The sequence below is a fragment of the Longibacter salinarum genome (genome assembly GCF_002554795.1).
Taxonomy (GTDB): Bacteria; Bacteroidota; Rhodothermia; order Rhodothermales; family Salinibacteraceae; genus Longibacter; species Longibacter salinarum.
In genome coordinates, this window is record NZ_PDEQ01000003.1 from 145,150 (window position 1) to 160,667 (window position 15,518).

Sequence of the window (15,518 nt, forward strand, 5' to 3'; positions counted from 1 at the left end):
TCACCGGCTCAATGCTGAATTCACAGCCGAATGCATTGTCAGCTCGAGGAGAAATAGACTTCGCTGCCCTTCCGTCTCCAGTGCTCAACGGCGGTTTCACATGAACGCATGCCACCAGCGGACGGCGTCCGCGTATGTGGTTGGGGTTGGACCGTACGGATCCCCTTACGGCGCGCCGTTCGTACAAGCCACCCACTCTGCTCGCACGAATTCTATTTTTTGCTATGCCGTCCTCCGAAACCGGTTCAGGCGACACCGCTCGCCCGGATGTTCAGCCCCCAGATACGTCGTTGCCTTTCGAGGGGCGGGACCGAAACGACGTCGACCCGGATCGAGCGATGCAGCAACTGTTGGCTGCGGGAGGCCGCCCGCCCCACCGTGATCGTCCGTTTGACATCGCGGGACGGGAGCTCTCACCGACGCGCATTATCGAATTGCTTACGCCATTCATGACGGAGCGGCGTATGCGTCGGATTCGAGAGGTCGTCGGTGAGCGGACACGAACGGTGCTGCCGGTCGTGGAGGGATTGGTAAACACAGGCAACGTGAGTGCTGTCATGCGTAGCGCGGAAGCGCTGGGCTACCAGGATGTTCACGTCGTCAAAGGCTCCAACGAAAAGCGCTACAAGCACTCGAAGCGCACAACGCAGGGAGCGCAGCACTGGCTTGATGTGTGGCGCTGGCCGGATGCTGATGCCTTCGTTCGAGCCATGCACGACTCCGGGTATCGGGTCGTGGTGACGGCTCTGAGGGAAGACGCGAAGTCGATTCGCGAGGTCGACTTCACACGCCCGACGGCTCTGGTTGTGGGAAATGAGCTGGAGGGAGCGAGCGACGCCATGCTCGAGCTTGCCGATGAAGCCGCGATCATCCCGTTGAACGGGTTCACGGAGAGCTTCAACGTGTCCGTGGCTGCGTCTATTGGTCTGTACCATGCCCGGGAGGATCGCATTCGGCGACAGGGGCATCATGCGGACCTCTCACAGGAGGAGCAGGAAGCGCTCGTCGCCCGATTCTGCCTGCGGAGCGTGACGAACGCAGAGTCGATCATCGAGCGCGTCTTGTCCGACCTACAGAGCAGCTAAATCGGTGTCGTTTGCGGCGTACGATGGGAGGTCGCGAGCGATCATTGGCGTGGTGCTTAGGCGTTCCCCGAACCGCACGGCCGACCAGAGGAGTGGGCGCCGAATGACGGTTCCGTCGGTCGGGTGGAGTGGAACGCGAAACTGGGTGCCCTCGGCGTCCGAACGTGGCTCCCCCGCGCAGTTGCCGCCGATGTAGCAGACCGTCCGTTCGGTCGGCGTATTCGCTCGGATCGTACCGAGAACCGCCAGGGGAACGAGGTCTCCAGCTTTCTTTTTGGCCTCAAACAGGGCTCGGCTCCGGTGGAACGTGTCAGCCGGAAGCGGCATGCGGACGAAAATTCGGGACTTCACGAACGCCACGTGCTCTCGGAAAACCCATTCGAACTGACGGTTGAGCCCACGCGACGCGACGACGTCCCGCAGCGCCGTCACGGCCTCCGTAAACGAGGCCGTTCTCAGTCCGGTTGGATGAAGCTCATTCCATCCGTCAATGTCGAGCGTCGCACTCATGAGACGTCACGTCTGCACGTACATGGCATGATGGGCGGTTGCGACCGCCCGATGGGTTGGGTGTGCTTACTCCGACGCAGCGGTGGTTGCGATTCCGTCAAGGTGCTCTCGAACCGCCGGGTCGGCGTCATCCCAGATCGATCGGAGATGAGCTTCCGCCTCGCGAGCCGTCTCTGTATTGCCGGCACGCGCCGCCGCTCTGGCTTTGCCGAGGAGAGACAGGGCCCGGGCCGGATACCGATCGAGCGACGCGTCGAATTGCTGTTGCGCCTCTGCCGGGCGATCGAGTTGGAGGAGGACCTCTCCAAACAATTCGTGCGCGGGCTTCAGCGGCCAGGCGGGCCCGAACTGTAGAGGCATCTCATCTTCGAGGTCTGTGGCTTGTGTAAGAGTCGCTACGGCAGACTCGGAATCACCGGCATCTAGCTGAAGAAGCCCTTCGAGCTGCAACACCGGGATCTGGAGACGGCCTTTCTTTCCTTCGACCGATGCTTTTGCGTCTGCCAGTTTCTTCTCGGCCCCCGGACGGTCACCTGTGTTGAGTGCCGCCATGCCCTGAACGGTGAGGGCGGACACTTTCAGCCGCGGCGAAAGCCCCGTCGTGTCGATTGCGAAGTCATCCATCTCACTCCAGCGCTCGGTCTCTACGATATAGCTGGCCGGGTAGGCCGAGAGGATGTAGCGTTCGTATCCGGTAGCATGGCCATCGCTTTCTCGAGCGTGCTTGATGCCCCGGTCTGTCACCTCGCGGGCATCGTCGTAGCGTCCTTGCTGGGCGCGGGCGTAGGCAAGCCAGTGCAGTGCGTGATAGCCACCTCCGCCGAGCGGGTCGCCGTTTTCGTTTGCCTGGCTACGTTCCGCTTCGTACGAATCGACGTTCGATGCCGCTCCGCGGTCCCACATGCCGAGCGCGAAGAAAATGTGTGAGGGCATGTGGAGCGCATGAGATGCCTTCGGGGCGATCTCCGCGTAGATGCGAGCCGGTCGAAGTCCCAGCGGTGCATGGACGGGATCGTCGTACGCGTGGATCAGATAATGCGCGGCGCCAGGGTGCTTCGGGTTGGCGTCGAAGACCTCCTCCGCGATGGCAGCCGATCGCATGTAGGTGCTGAAGTCGCGTCCCTCATGGGCCGTCCCAAGAATTGAGAGGGCGTGGAAGGCCTGTGCGTCCAGATCGTCGGGGAAGCTGGTGGCCAGTCCGGCCATTGCCTCCGCGTACTCGTCATCGCGCGTTTCCTTCGACGCCGGCTCGTCCGTTCCGGCGCCGTACAGTACGTGGAGCGTTCGCAGGTAGTGTCTCTCGCGCTCGGTGGATGCGGCGGCGAGTTGCTCGTCGGGCGTTTCACCAAGCTTCGCCAGAGCATCCAGTGCTGCCTCCCGGTCTTGCTCCATCCAGATCGGATGGTTGTGGGTCATCGCCTCTCCCCAGATTGCCATGACGAAGTCTGAATCGACCTCCTGGGCTTTCTGAAAGGCCTCCCTAGCCTCGGGGTACTCGAAGCTGTGAAGCATCAAGAGTCCATTTAGAAACGGCTTCTGGGCCTCTTCAGCGCCTGAGTTTTCGAACGACGTTTCACCGTAGTCCTGTGCCGTGGCGGCGGGTGTGGTGATGGCCAGAATCAGCAACACGGTTGTGAGTGTGTGCCGAATCGTAGACCAGCGGAGAATGGGTGCGTGCATAGCAAAAACGGTTCAGGTTCGGCGAGAAAAGGCGAAGCAATTCCACGTAGAGAATAATGAGCCCGGGTTTGTGCATCAACAGGAGAGCAGAAGTCACTCATCCAGGACAAAGAGGCGCTGGGCATCCCCCCATTTCCAGATATACAGCCAGGCCGGACCGGTGCCTTCCGCATAGAGATCTACGCGATTCCTCCAGAGAAGCGGATACACGTTCATCTGGCTTAGTCCGTCGACGTTTGCTGATTTTGGGACCGCAGACGCCCAAAGCAGTCGGCCGTTGACTTGGTAGGCAATGGCAGCGGTCCGTTCTTCTGTGCGGCGAAAGCTGAGCAGAAATCCGTCCTCGTAGCGGATACTGTCCGATGCGGCTTCCGTTGAGAGCGCGTCGAGCGAGGCCGGTGGCATTCCACGCATGTCGAACGAGGTACCGCCGGTGAGGACCCCGTGAGTTAGCAGGCCGAGGGGGATCGTCACGAATCCGATGAACGCAAGCCCGCCCCAGAGAAGGCGCCGGAAGGGGAGGGAAGAGATGGTCAGGTGAGCCGAACCGGCCGCCACGGCAACCACGAGGGGAGCGAAGAGAGGATGGGCCGCGGCAGCGAGGGAGGCACCCACGGCCAGAAGAAATAGCGCCGTCATCACGCCAGCGAAGGCAACGGGCATCGGTACGATGATATTGGGCAAATTGGGCAGGCTCGTACCCATTTTCCTCTCAATCGTTCGCTGAGGAGACGCTCAAAGAGATGGGTCGTCATATCGACCGTAATGTGCTGATGTCTACGTTCGGTACCACCACGTTCATTGACGTAAACTGCGTTCGAGGAATGTGATAATGCACGGAAGCAGCCGTACGGTGATCGTCGACAAGCCGAGGCACGGTCAACACGGAGAAGGGGAATGGTTGTCTGAATGCGCCTTACGCCCTAAGGCGACAAAAAATAAAAGAGGCGGCATCCTGGGCAAGGATACCGCCTCTTGCGTTTTCAAACCTAGGTGATGTTTACATTCGACCGCGGAGCATCCCATTCCAGTACATTCGCGGTAGGCCGTACGCTTTCAGTGCGTACATGGAGTACCGTTCCTGAGATTGGTCGAAGGGGAAGCTCTCCATCGGGTTCTTATCATAGTCGAACTCCGCGAGAACGAGCTTCCCGTATCCGGTGACGAGCGGACACGAGGTGTAGCCGGTATACCGGCCGTTCAGTGGTTTTCGATTCTGCAGCGCCGCGAGCAGATGATCGACAACAACCGGCGCCTGCTTGCGAATGGCAGCTCCCGTCTTCGAGGTCGGGAGGTTCGAATTGTCACCGAGGCCGAATACGTTTTCGTATCGGTTGTGGCGAAGCGTGCCTGGATCCACGTCAACCCAGCCTTCATTGTCTGCAAGCGGGCTCTGAGAGATGAAGTCGGGGGCTATCATCGGGGGCACGACGTGAATCATGTCGTAGTGCTCGGTGTGCTCCTCGCCCGTCTCCAGATTCTTGAACACAGCCTCGTTCTGGTCGGCTCGAAGCTCGATCAGCTCCGTCATGAGGTTGAGTTCGATGTCTTTCCGTTTCACCACATCGTAGAGCGTTCGCTCGTACTTCGGCGAGGAGAAGAGCTTGCCCTTCGCTTTCATGAACGCGATGCGACTGCCGTCCCGAACCCCGTTGCGCCGGAAGGCGTCGTCAGCAAGATACATGATTTTCTGTGGAGCACCGCCGCACTTGACACCGGTGGTTGGCTCTGTAAAGATCGCAGTGCCACCCTGTGGAAAGGCCTCGATCGCTTCCCATGTTTTCTCGCACGTGTCATATAGATAGTTTGAGACCACCCCATTCCCGGGTTGGTGAAGGGCTTCGGTGACGCCGGGAATGGCATCCCAGTCGAGCTTGATCCCGGCGGCCATTACGAGGAAGTCGTATCCGACGCTTTCGCCTCCTTTTAGCGTGACACGGTTCTCGTCCGGATGCAGCTCTGTGACTGCATCCTGGATCCATTCGGCGCCGTCTGGGATAAAGTCCGCTTCATCGCGCTCTGATTCCTCTTTTGGGAAAACGCCGCCGCCGATGAGCGTCCAGAGTGGCTGGTAGTAGTGCTTGTCGGATGGTTCAATGATAGCGATGTCGAGGTCGTCCTCGTGTTGCATAAGCTGCGAGGCGACCATGAGTCCGCCGGTGCCACCACCGACGACGAGTACGCGATAATGATCTTTCATGGGATCAGAGCAGTCAGGTCAGATGAGTCAGGCGAAGTAAGCGAAGAAGTAGGCGCTGAAGGCGTCCAGAGGTGTGCGTTGGGGCCGCGGCGCATGGAGGACGATTTACGAGCGGAGCTGGCGGCCGAATCGTTTAGCGAAGCTGGTGAGGAAGCCGACGGCATGCTGAACGTCGGGGTCGCGAAGAGCACGCAGGAGCCCGAACATGCCGCGCTCTGGCGTTTCGCCGCGAGATGCTTCTTTCTGGCTTTCGACGAGAGCTGTGCCGAGGCTGCCGATGACCCGGAGCGCCTCGGGATCGAGAACGCCGGAATCGAGAAGGGCGCGAAACTCGTCTGTGCGGAAGACTTCGGAGAGCTTTCCAAGGGCGGAGGCGGCGTCGCGGAGCGCGCGTTCCGGGTCGAATCCCGCATTCATGGCACGCGCGTATTCCGAATCAAGGATGTCGACCACGGTAGCGATCGCCTGGGGGGCATGCTCAGCGAGCTTCGCGAGTTCGGCAATCTGGTCTGTTCGGCCGGCGAGTTCGCCGAGTGCCTGCGCCGTCTTCGGCTCGGTGAGGGTCTCAAGTAGCATGAGACCTTCGCGAACGCGCTCGTCCAGAACGACTCCACGATCGGCGGCGCGGGTCAGCGCCTCGTCGAGGGTATCGACGGTCATGGCTGCGGCACCCGGCACGTGGTCAGCCAGGTCAGCAATCTGCTCGATTCGGTCCAGCCGGTCGATCAGGCGCGTCAGCGTTTCGACCGTCTTCGGCTCGGTTAGCTTTTCAGCGAGCCGCAGTGCTTCACCGGCGCGTTCGTCAAGGACGACGCCGCGCTCAGCTGCTCGCGTAAGTTCGTCGTCCAGCACATCTGCAGCCGTACTCATCGCCATCGGTAACTGATGCTCCAGACGCTCCAGCGCATCTACGGCTCGCTCGATGGTATCCAGGCGGTCTAACAGGTGGTTGAGCTTTTCAACGGTTTGAGGTTCGTGTAGACGCTCTTCCAAGGACGGAGCGCCGTTGGTCATGGCGGTGGATTCCATAGCAGATTCGGATGGTGAATGGGTGACGTACTCGGTACCGAGGAGGAGCGGGCGTATCCCGGGCGGAAGCAGTCCGTTTAAATTTCCGTCCGATGGGACACGGACAAACGACACGCGGGTAGCACGTTTAATACGTTAGAACCTGTAAAGGCAAGTTGCATGAGGATAGATTTTCATTGTCTATCAGGGAATTCCCCTTGGAGTTGTAGGTCAAACCCGGCGATTTGCTTTCGTCCCGCGTGGAGGTTCGACCGTGTGCACGTCCTTTGCGCTACGGCCGCTCGCTGTCGGGACGATCCGTTGACGGTTCCGGTGCGGCATCCGGTACGAAGACAGCGTACAGTCCGCGGAGGTCGCCGGAATCGAAATCGTAGGCTTTGTCGTCGGGATACCCCGCCTTGATAAAGTCGGGGCGGCTCTCCTTCGGGCCGTGACACGCCAGACAACTCGGCTCGACGGTGATCCGGTGAAAGTAGCGCCATCCCTCGGTGCCGTTGAGCGTCGTGCGCCGCCAGAATGATGTTTCTTGGGGATTCGACTCGAATCGTGAGTGGGCTTGTGCAGCGATCGAGTCCAGGGTGTGAGCTGGATTACGGTATTTCTCAGCGAGCTGCTGGACGACCCATCCGCTGTCCTGTGCAACGGATTTTGCTCGCCGACCGACGGGCTTGCAGACACGCTCAAACGTCTCGGCGGTGACGTTATCCGGATCGAACGTGGTTGCAAGTTGCGAGCGCATTTGGTCGATGCCACGGACAGCCGTTACGACCGATGTACGGATGCTATCCGGAGGGGCGACGGCCGATGTGCTGACCGAGTCCCCTGAGGCGCTCGTATCATCATCGCCGCCGTTGTCGGTCTGGCATCCTGCCACCACAGCAAGGCCGAATGCGAGCGCGAGAAAAACCGTGGCTCGGGTGTGGCGAGGAATGTCACTGGAAGAGAAGATCATCGTTGGGGCCACACCTGTCTGAATAACCGAAGTATCACTTGTTACTACAGGATCATACAACAGAGTGGTCCGTTTTTCCAGCGTTTTCTCCCCGGCTCATCCTGTAGGGAATGTCCCCACACGGGAACCGACTTGCTATCCTCGTCAGGGCGTGCCTGTTTTATTATCACCGGAATCTCTTTACCCGTCTCTGAGCATGACTATGGTTTATCCTTTGCGTCTCATCCTCTTCACGGTCATCTCAGCGATCGTTGCAACGGCTCACATCCCAACCGCTTCGGCAGAGCATTCCGTGCGGGTCGATACAGCGGGGGTGCCCACCACGGTGACCGTGCGGGTGCTGTCGAATGATGCGAAACTGCTTCAGGACCCTGTTGGGGGCGCACGCATCGAAATTCGCCACGCCGAGACCGGGGACGTTCTGGCGGAAGGTGTGCAGACGGGCGATTCTGGGAGCACGGACAAGATCATGCGAGAACCGCACACACGGGGAGAAACGATCTACGACGTGGAAGGAGCCGCGTCATTTCAGACGACCCTCTCGCTTAATGGTCCGACGCCGGTCGTCGTCCATGCGGAGGGACCGCTCGATTATCCCGAATCGATGCAGTCGGCCTCGGCATCCGTCACGCTCATTCCTGGTCAAGATATCGAGGGAGACGGGCTGATCCTCACCCTGCACGGCTACATTGTGGAGATGCTTTCTCCTACCGAGAACGAGGAGACAGCAGATGGGGAGATGACAGTTCGAGCGCGCGTCCGCATGCTCTGCGGATGCCCAACGGAGCCCGACGGACTCTGGGATGCCAACCGCTATGACATCCGCGCCAAACTCATCGGTAGCAAGGGAGAGGTGATCGACGAGGTACCGATGACGTTTACGGGAACGACGAACGAGTACGAAGCGACCGTGGAGGTGCCGGATCGCGGTGCAGAACGTATTCGTGTCACCGTTTCGGATGCAGAGCGCGTCAACTTCGGTGTGGCGGAACGGGAGATATAATCGTCCCGGCAAGCACCTGCCGAGGTTTCTAATTCAAAAATTGCCTTTTTTATTTATGGCCAACATCGAGTTCTGGGACGAGCGATACGACACCGATGAGTTCGTGTACGGCACCGCTCCCAATGCCTTTTTGGCAAATGCAGTCATGGACTATTTTCCATCTCCTCCGGCTACGATCCTGGATCTGGGCGCGGGAGAAGGCCGAACAGCAGTTTTCCTCGCTACGCGGGGCTACGATGTTGTCGCGGTGGACGCGTCAGCGGTCGGGCTTCGCAAGGCGAATCAGTTGGCATCAAAGCATGGTGTCCAAATTGCGACGGAGGAGAAGGATATCACGGAATGGCAGGACGAGGAGCGTTTTGATGGGATCGTCTGCTCATTCCTTCACTTTGCACCGGCGGATCGGCCGCGGCTGTACCGCATGATGCAACGTGCCGTGCGACCCGGAGGAATCGTGGCAGCCGAATGGTTTCGGCCGGAGCAACGCACGGAAGGCTACACCAGCGGCGGGCCGCCTCACGTTGAACTCATGATTGACAAGGCGGAGCTTCGAGCGAATTTCCCGGAGGAGGGTCTTCTTCTACTCGAGGACGCGTCGCCCATGCTCGAAGAAGGGGATCACCACAGCGGACCTGGCGCGACCGTCCGACTCGTCTGGCGGAAAGGATGAGGAAAGTATTCGGGTGTTTTTGTATTTACGTGTTAGCGCTGCTTCGCAGTTATCCCCTGGAGGTCAAAGGAAGCTTGATTCCATCAACTCCTGAGCACATAAACACTCGAGCACGTTAACACCTGAACACGTTGTCCCATGCCTGATCTATCGTTTGAAGCGCCAAATTTGATTCACTTCGCGATTCCGGCGTTCATTCTGCTGCTGATCGTCGAGGCGATCGTCAGCACGCTCGATCAGTTCGATGAGCACGATCTGTTCGAAGGAAAGGATACCGCGGCTAGTCTTGCGATGGGCGTGGGTAACGTCCTCACGAATCTGGGGGCGAAGGCGGTCGTCATCGCTGCGTTCTTTATTGCCTATGAGTACACCGGCTTCTTCAAAGAAACGATTCACCCCGGCTGGTGGGCAACCTGGGTGATCCTGTTTTTCGCTGAGGACTTTTCATATTACTGGTTCCACCGGAAGTCGCACGAGATCCGCTTCTTTTGGGCCTCACACGTCGTTCATCACTCGTCCGAGAAATACAATCTGTCGACGGCCCTGCGGCAGACGTGGACCGGCAACATCACCGGCTCCTTCATTTTCTGGATGTGGCTCCCCGTTCTCGGATTTCATCCGTTGATGGTCGTTACGATGCAGTCGGTCAGTCTGCTATATCAGTTTTGGATCCACACGGAGACCATCGGCAAGTTGCCTCGGCCCGTGGAGTTTTTCTTCAACACGCCATCGCATCATCGCGTGCATCACGGGTCGGACATCAAGTATCTTGATCGCAATCACGCCGGCATTCTGATCATCTGGGACCGGATGTTCGGCACGTTTCAGGAGGAAGAGGAGCGCCCGACGTACGGCCTCACGAAGAACATCGAGACGTACAACCCCTTCCGGATCGCCTTTCACGAGTGGATGGACATCTGGCGGGATGCGACGCGCCCGGGTCTTGCGCTCCGTGAACGTTTCGGATACATTTTCGGACCGCCCGGCTGGAGCCACGACGGCAGCCGTATGACGACGGAGGAGATGAGGGAGAAGGTGGATCGTTGATTGTAGATGGTTAATAGTTTTTGGTTGATTGGATTTCAGTCGATCGTGATCGATGCGATTCTGGCATTTAAGCTTGAATCAGCACGACGGAGATGCGGTGATCCGATCCACAATTCACAACCTACCATCGTCGATTCTACAGCCTCGTCACGTCCCCGACCCGCGTCCACGTCACGTCGGTGAAGTCGATGTCGATCCGCCCCTTCGAGTCGATAAACCGTTCTCCGGCGTCATCGGGGAAGCAGATGAGATCGAATGGAGCTTCGCGATCAACCTCAGCCACGGCATTCTCCACGATCTTGAGAAACGGATCCAGGCGGGTGTCCCATTTCGCCATCGCAAAGTGCGTGTCTGCATAGCGCCGGACCAGCGAGCCAATCTTGTCGGGTCCGACCTGGCCGGCCTCGCCCCAGAAGACCGGTCGCCCGCGCAGAGCATCCATTTGCACGACATCGGGTTTGTACTTGTCGCCAATCTTGACTTCCACCGACAGGTCCGGATACTGCGGGAGGTACAGCGCCCAGAGAAACGCCTTCATCCAGACGTGCTCGATGCGCTCGTGCTGGTTCTTGACGAACACGACCTGCTCGCCATGAGCGCGCAGCGTGAGTTTGCGGCGGAGGGGAGACGGCATTGTTGAGTGCGAAGGGCGAAGTGGGGAATGCGAAGTGTGGAGGGCGAAGGGTGAAGGGCGAGATCCGGTGTAGTACTTGAGGGAGGATCGGGTCCTCTTTAGGTCGCCGGAACGGAAGGAAACATAAGAACGGCCGGGGCTTGGAGTTGCCCCGGCCGTTCTCTGGTGGTCCACCATCTTTGCCAGCAGAGGGCGTTTTAGCGGACAATCGTCAGGCGCTGCGTTTTCCGTTCGCCGTCCGCCGTCAGGACGAGGAGGTAGGTGCCACTGGAGATTCCACGTGACGACATCGAGTAGGTTTTGCGTCCCGCCGTCTCGCGGCCATTGACGAGGGTGGCCACGCGCCGACCCAGCATGTCGAATACCTCCAGTCGGATATCGGTCGCTTTCGGAAGCGTGTAGACAACCTCGGCCTGGGTGTGCACCGGGTGCGGAGCTGCACCGAGTAGCTTGAGATCCGATGGCGTTCCACGACTCACTTCGATGGGGTCGGAGAGGGTCGATGTGCCGTCCACATCAATCTGCTTGAGACGATACGACGCGGTTTCCGCGGTAAAGGGCAGTTCATCGCTAAATCGGTACTCTTGCGCCTCCGACGTGGTGCCTGCACCCTGAACGGCGCCGATGCGTTTGAAGGGGCCGTCGTCACCGACCTTGCGCTGAATTTCGAACCGGTCGTTGTTTTTCTCACTGAGGGTCGTCCACGTTAGCACGACGCGATCTTCGTCCGATGATGCTTCGAGGTTGGCTAGCTCGACGGGAAGTACCGCATCATCCGCCACGACGATCTCAACAGTTGTGCTACTCGCGGCGTAATTCCCCTGGCTGTCCTGGATGGAGTAGGTGAATGAGTCTGTGCCGGTGAAGCCGGCGTTCGGTGTATAGGTGATGGCGCCGGCCGTGTTTAGCGATAGCGAGCCATTCGACGGAGACGAGTAGCTGGTCGCGATTATGTCGTCGCCGTCGCCGTCGGCGTCATAGTCATTGGCCAGGAGGCCGGGGGCCGCGATGTCGAGTGTGCGGCCTTCAAAGACGGAGTATCGGTCTGTTGCCCCCACAGGCCGACGGTTTGGATCGGGTTGTACCTCGAAGGTCACAGTGGCAGTACTCGTTGGACTATCGTTTTCATCCGCCATGGTATAGGTAAACGAATCCGATCCGGTAAAGCCAGCGTCGGAGGTATACGTGGCCTCTCCGGCGACCGTCAGCGAGAGCGATCCATTGGCTGGCTGGAAAAAGCTTCGGGCCGTGATGGCGTCACCATCGGGGTCGTAGTCGTTCTGCAAGACACCGGGTGCCGGGATGGTCGTCTGCTGACCTTCGATCGCGAGGAATGTGTCATCGTGAGCCTCCGGCGGTCGATTCGGGTTATAGACGGTGATCGTCACGGTACCAGTATCCGTATTGCCGTTTCCGTCGCGGAGGGTATACGTAAACGAGTCACTGCCCGTAAATCCTGCATCCGGCGTGTACGCGAACTCTCCGTTCGTAACCACAGATACCGAACCGTTCGGGGGATTAAAGTAGCTCGCGACAATCCGGCTGCTACTATTCGGAGCCAGGTCATTACCGAGCAGGCCCGGGGCTGCGACCGTGAGCGTGCTGTCCATCTTTGTCCGGTAGAGGTCGTCTCCGGCAAGAGGTTGGGTTTGCGACGCCGGGATCACCGTGATTTCGACACGACCAGAAGAGGCTGACGTCGCCCCGTTCGCGTCGCGAGCCGAATACTTGAAGGAGTCCGTTCCGGTAAACCCGGGATCCGGGGTGTACGTGAACTCGCCGGCTGTATTGAGCGATAGACTGCCGTTAGATGGCGAAATATAACTGCTGGCGATGATGTCGTCATCATCCGGATCGTAGTCATTTGCCAGTACAGCCGGTGCCGATACGTTTAGCGTTTGCCCCTCCACGACGGTATAAGCATCGTCCAGAGTAACGGGCGGGCGGTTCGCCGGTGGTTTTACATATAGCGTTACGGTGCCCGTGCTGACTGTGCCGCCGTTTTCGTCGCGCATGTTGTACGTGAATGAGTCCGTGCCGGAAAATCCGGAATCAGGCGTGTACGTGAACTCTCCGCCGGTTGTCAGGGAGACCGTTCCATTGGCCGGTTGAAAGAAGCTTGCGGCGATGATGTCGTCGCCGTCGGGGTCATAATCGTTTTCCAGAACACCGGGACTACTGACTGTGAGGGTTTCGCCCTTCATTGTCACATAATGGTCGTCGATGGCCACGGCCTCGCGGTCGGCGTCTGGCTGGACGGTGATGGTTACCGTCGTCGTGGACGCAAGCGTACCCGCGGCATCGCGGATGGTGTACGAGAAGCTGTCTGTTCCTGAAAACCCACCGTCAGGTGTGTAGGAGAACGAGCCGTCCGTGGAAATCGACACGGTGCCGTCGCCTGGGTCCGAAAAGCTCACAACGGAAAGGGCGTCGCCATTCGGGTCGTAGTCGTTGGAGAGTACGCCCGGGGCATCGATGGACAATGTTTCTCCCATCTCAACCACGTAGTCGTCATCGAGACCGACCGGTGCAGCGTTCTGAGCGAAGGTTGGGCTTGCCGTCATCCATAGGGTGATACAGCCGAGAATGAGGCCGATATATCGTGGGATAGAGCGATACAGTAGCGGTTCGGGCATAGAATCCGAGAGGGATGTTAGAGGGGAATGACCGTCACCACGGACATAGGTAACGTGCAAAAACCGGTCGGGGACATAGCCGGTGTATATTTATATGCGCAGAGACGCTGGCGGTAAGGACAGAAGCGGCGAGAAGCCGGGATGAATCGACGCCGGGATGGTCGCTCACCGAAAGTGCACGAAAACAAACCGGGAGGAGGGCGTACATCGGAGTGGATATTTGCAACCGCTCTCCCTCGATTCTCTGCGTTTGATGAAAGATCTCACTACCGTTTCTCCGTCCCGTTTCCACGCGTTTCAGAACCTGGAGCGCATCGATACCACGGATGCGTTTGTCGGACGGCTGCAGATTGATGAGGCGGATCAGCGAGAGCGGCGGCAGGCGCGCGAACTCGTGGCAGGCGTCACCCGCTGGCAACGACGGCTCGATTTTCTGCTGTCGGAGTTTTACAACGGCGACTTCGAGGACATGGAGCTGCGGCTTCAGGTCATTCTCCGTCTCGGTCTGTACGAGATTTTGTACCAGGACACACCGCCGCACGCCGCCGTCGATCAGTACGTCGAGCTTGCCAAAGAGGTGATTCGACCGGGGGCCGGTGGTCTGACGAATGGAATCCTGCGAGCGATTCTACGGAAGAAAGATGCGCTTCCCCAACCGCGAACGGGGGATACAGCAGAAGATCTGGCGATCCGGCACTCGCACCCGACATGGATGGTTCGCCGGTGGCTGGATCGTTTCGGAGACATCGATACGGCGGCGCTTCTGACGTGGAATAATCAGCGGCCCATGTTCGGTCTGCGCGTCAACACCGCGAAGACCACGGTCGAGGACGTCACAGCCTGGCTCGACGAGAACGAGGTTGCATGGACGCCGTCGCCATACCTGAAGGATGTCGTTCGCGTACAGCGCTTGCAGCCCATCATTCACGGCTCGTTGCTCGACGAAGGGAAGGTTGCCATACAGGACGAGAGCGCGAGCCTCATCGTCCGGTGCCTCGATCCGCAGCCCGGGGAGACCATTTTCGATCTGTGTTCGGCACCGGGCGGCAAGACCATTTATGCCGCTCAGCGTATGCACGGGGAGGGACGCATCATCGCGTTCGACATCCACGAGGGACGTCTCGGTCTGGTGAAGGAGGCCGCGGAGACGCACGGATTTGGCGACTTGATCTGGAGGCAGCCGGCGGACGCTCGGGATCTCCCCGGCCGCGACGATCTCCCGACGGCTGACCGCGTGCTGCTGGACGCTCCGTGTTCCGGACTTGGCGTGCTCTCGAAACGCGCGGATCTGCGCTGGCAACGCAAGGAGTCGGACCTCGAAGAACTGACCCAGCTACAGGCAGAACTACTCGACGCCGCAGCTGACCTCGTCCGCCCGGGCGGCGTACTCGTTTACAGCACATGTACGATCGAGCCGGAGGAAAATGAGGCCCAGGTCGACCGCTTCCTCGCGGAGCACGAAGACTTCGAACTGGAGTCCGTCGAGGGGTTGATCGCGGATGAACTGGTTACGAGCGACGGGGCGTTTGCGTCGCTACCCCACCGCGATGCTATCGACGGTGCGTACTGCGCGCGGCTCCGACGGGTTGAGGGGTGAAGGTATGGATGTTTGAAAGTATGGACGTGGGAAAAGGTGAGAGTGTGTGAGTGGAGTTACCCCGATTTGGTGGACTCCTCTACGCTTGCATGAAGCAAGGATGCTGCATCCGTTCGCAGGTGATCGGCGAACGGTAGCCGAGTGGAGTCGGCACCGGCTGTTTATCCATCCGGCATACATGCTCTACCGGATACAAAGTTGAGGCAATTCCACACGGCTGGCTGTCGCATCGAGCCTCCGGTTTAGCTGCATTCATTCGGCTCGTGGATGTGCTCGAGAGTGTCGGCGAATACAAGCCGCCTTCCTGGTTCAGGCCTGCCGGGAAATCCCTTAACCTCCAAATCCACAATCCATAATTCCCAATCCAGAATGCTATAACGGACCAACGTCTAACGACTCAACGCACAAACGTAAAAAACTGGATCTTTGCGGCACAGCGATTGTAGGTTTGCGAGGACACCATGTCACCTCCCGG

At 59.1% G+C, this 15,518-nt stretch carries 13 protein-coding genes; 5 read left to right on the plus strand and 8 right to left on the minus strand.

All coding sequences use genetic code 11. The annotated features are described in order from the left end of the window. Window positions 1-224: 224 nt before the first annotated feature. On the plus strand, window positions 225-1,085 hold the full coding sequence (locus CRI94_RS06940) for a TrmH family RNA methyltransferase (RefSeq protein ID WP_245846104.1): 861 nt from the start codon (window positions 225-227) through the stop codon (window positions 1,083-1,085). On the opposite strand, the gene CRI94_RS06945 is transcribed toward CRI94_RS06940, so the two are convergent. The 6 genes from CRI94_RS06945 to CRI94_RS06970 all read right to left on the minus strand — a co-directional run bounded on the left by CRI94_RS06945 (window position 1,071) and on the right by CRI94_RS06970 (window position 7,456). After that, on the minus strand, window positions 1,071-1,595 hold the full coding sequence (locus CRI94_RS06945) for a hypothetical protein (protein WP_098074962.1): 525 nt from the start codon (window positions 1,593-1,595) through the stop codon (window positions 1,071-1,073). The two genes, CRI94_RS06940 and CRI94_RS06945, sit on opposite strands and share 15 nt — an antisense overlap. Before the next feature lie 66 nt (window positions 1,596-1,661). Beyond that, complete coding sequence (locus CRI94_RS06950; protein WP_098074963.1) at window positions 1,662-3,275, minus strand: tetratricopeptide repeat protein; 1,614 nt, start codon at window positions 3,273-3,275, stop codon at window positions 1,662-1,664. Window positions 3,276-3,368: 93 nt separating this feature from the next. Further along, complete coding sequence (locus tag CRI94_RS06955) at window positions 3,369-3,938, minus strand: hypothetical protein (RefSeq protein WP_143815325.1); 570 nt, start codon at window positions 3,936-3,938, stop codon at window positions 3,369-3,371. A gap of 337 nt (window positions 3,939-4,275) precedes the next feature. Then, entirely contained in the window at window positions 4,276-5,475 is a 1,200-nt protein-coding gene (locus CRI94_RS06960) for an NAD(P)/FAD-dependent oxidoreductase (RefSeq protein ID WP_098074965.1), read from the minus strand. A 105-nt stretch (window positions 5,476-5,580) separates the two neighbouring features. Continuing rightward, window positions 5,581-6,504, minus strand: a complete 924-nt coding sequence (locus CRI94_RS06965) for a helical membrane plugin domain-containing protein (RefSeq protein ID WP_245846105.1) — start codon at window positions 6,502-6,504, stop codon at window positions 5,581-5,583. A gap of 271 nt (window positions 6,505-6,775) precedes the next feature. Beyond that, on the minus strand, window positions 6,776-7,456 hold the full coding sequence (locus CRI94_RS06970) for a Tll0287-like domain-containing protein (RefSeq protein ID WP_098074966.1): 681 nt from the start codon (window positions 7,454-7,456) through the stop codon (window positions 6,776-6,778). A 202-nt stretch (window positions 7,457-7,658) separates the two neighbouring features. Here CRI94_RS06970 and CRI94_RS06975 point away from each other — a divergent pair, with 202 nt between their 5' ends. The 3 genes from CRI94_RS06975 to CRI94_RS06985 all read left to right on the plus strand — a co-directional run bounded on the left by CRI94_RS06975 (window position 7,659) and on the right by CRI94_RS06985 (window position 10,176). Further along, window positions 7,659-8,459, plus strand: coding sequence for a hypothetical protein (locus CRI94_RS06975; protein ID WP_098074967.1), 801 nt, complete (start codon window positions 7,659-7,661; stop codon window positions 8,457-8,459). A 55-nt stretch (window positions 8,460-8,514) separates the two neighbouring features. Continuing rightward, window positions 8,515-9,129: an SAM-dependent methyltransferase gene (locus CRI94_RS06980; protein WP_098074968.1), complete on the plus strand. Its 615-nt coding sequence runs from the start codon at window positions 8,515-8,517 to the stop codon at window positions 9,127-9,129. 138 nt (window positions 9,130-9,267) lie between these two features. Beyond that, entirely contained in the window at window positions 9,268-10,176 is a 909-nt protein-coding gene (locus CRI94_RS06985) for a sterol desaturase family protein (protein ID WP_098074969.1), read from the plus strand. 136 nt (window positions 10,177-10,312) lie between these two features. Here the strand turns inward: CRI94_RS06985 and CRI94_RS06990 are convergent, their stop codons facing one another. Then, entirely contained in the window at window positions 10,313-10,810 is a 498-nt protein-coding gene (locus CRI94_RS06990) for a hypothetical protein (RefSeq protein ID WP_098074970.1), read from the minus strand. Window positions 10,811-11,007: 197 nt separating this feature from the next. Further along, window positions 11,008-13,446 carry an Ig-like domain-containing protein gene (locus CRI94_RS06995; RefSeq protein ID WP_098074971.1) on the minus strand — a complete coding sequence of 813 codons (2,439 nt, stop codon included), beginning with the start codon at window positions 13,444-13,446 and terminating at the stop codon, window positions 11,008-11,010. Between the two features lie 253 nt (window positions 13,447-13,699). On the opposite strand from CRI94_RS06995, the gene rsmB reads away from it, so the two are divergent. Continuing rightward, window positions 13,700-15,043 (plus strand): 16S rRNA (cytosine(967)-C(5))-methyltransferase RsmB, encoded by a 1,344-nt coding sequence (gene rsmB, locus CRI94_RS07000; RefSeq protein WP_098074972.1) that lies wholly within the window; start codon window positions 13,700-13,702, stop codon window positions 15,041-15,043. The last annotated feature ends 475 nt before the right edge of the window (window positions 15,044-15,518 follow it).

Coding starts and splice junctions, on each gene's coding strand:
- CRI94_RS06985 (WP_098074969.1), top strand. CDS start 9,268: ATGCCTGATCTATCGTTTGAAGCGCCAAATTTGATTCACTTCGCGATT.
- CRI94_RS06955 (WP_143815325.1), bottom strand. CDS start 3,938: ATGCCCGTTGCCTTCGCTGGCGTGATGACGGCGCTATTTCTTCTGGCC.
- CRI94_RS06945 (WP_098074962.1), bottom strand. CDS start 1,595: ATGAGTGCGACGCTCGACATTGACGGATGGAATGAGCTTCATCCAACC.
- CRI94_RS06990 (WP_098074970.1), bottom strand. CDS start 10,810: ATGCCGTCTCCCCTCCGCCGCAAACTCACGCTGCGCGCTCATGGCGAG.
- CRI94_RS06975 (WP_098074967.1), top strand. CDS start 7,659: ATGGTTTATCCTTTGCGTCTCATCCTCTTCACGGTCATCTCAGCGATC.
- CRI94_RS06940 (WP_245846104.1), top strand. CDS start 225: ATGCCGTCCTCCGAAACCGGTTCAGGCGACACCGCTCGCCCGGATGTT.
- rsmB (WP_098074972.1), top strand. CDS start 13,700: ATGAAAGATCTCACTACCGTTTCTCCGTCCCGTTTCCACGCGTTTCAG.
- CRI94_RS06950 (WP_098074963.1), bottom strand. CDS start 3,275: ATGCACGCACCCATTCTCCGCTGGTCTACGATTCGGCACACACTCACA.
- CRI94_RS06980 (WP_098074968.1), top strand. CDS start 8,515: ATGGCCAACATCGAGTTCTGGGACGAGCGATACGACACCGATGAGTTC.
- CRI94_RS06995 (WP_098074971.1), bottom strand. CDS start 13,446: ATGCCCGAACCGCTACTGTATCGCTCTATCCCACGATATATCGGCCTC.
- CRI94_RS06965 (WP_245846105.1), bottom strand. CDS start 6,504: ATGGAATCCACCGCCATGACCAACGGCGCTCCGTCCTTGGAAGAGCGT.
- CRI94_RS06970 (WP_098074966.1), bottom strand. CDS start 7,456: ATGATCTTCTCTTCCAGTGACATTCCTCGCCACACCCGAGCCACGGTT.
- CRI94_RS06960 (WP_098074965.1), bottom strand. CDS start 5,475: ATGAAAGATCATTATCGCGTACTCGTCGTCGGTGGTGGCACCGGCGGA.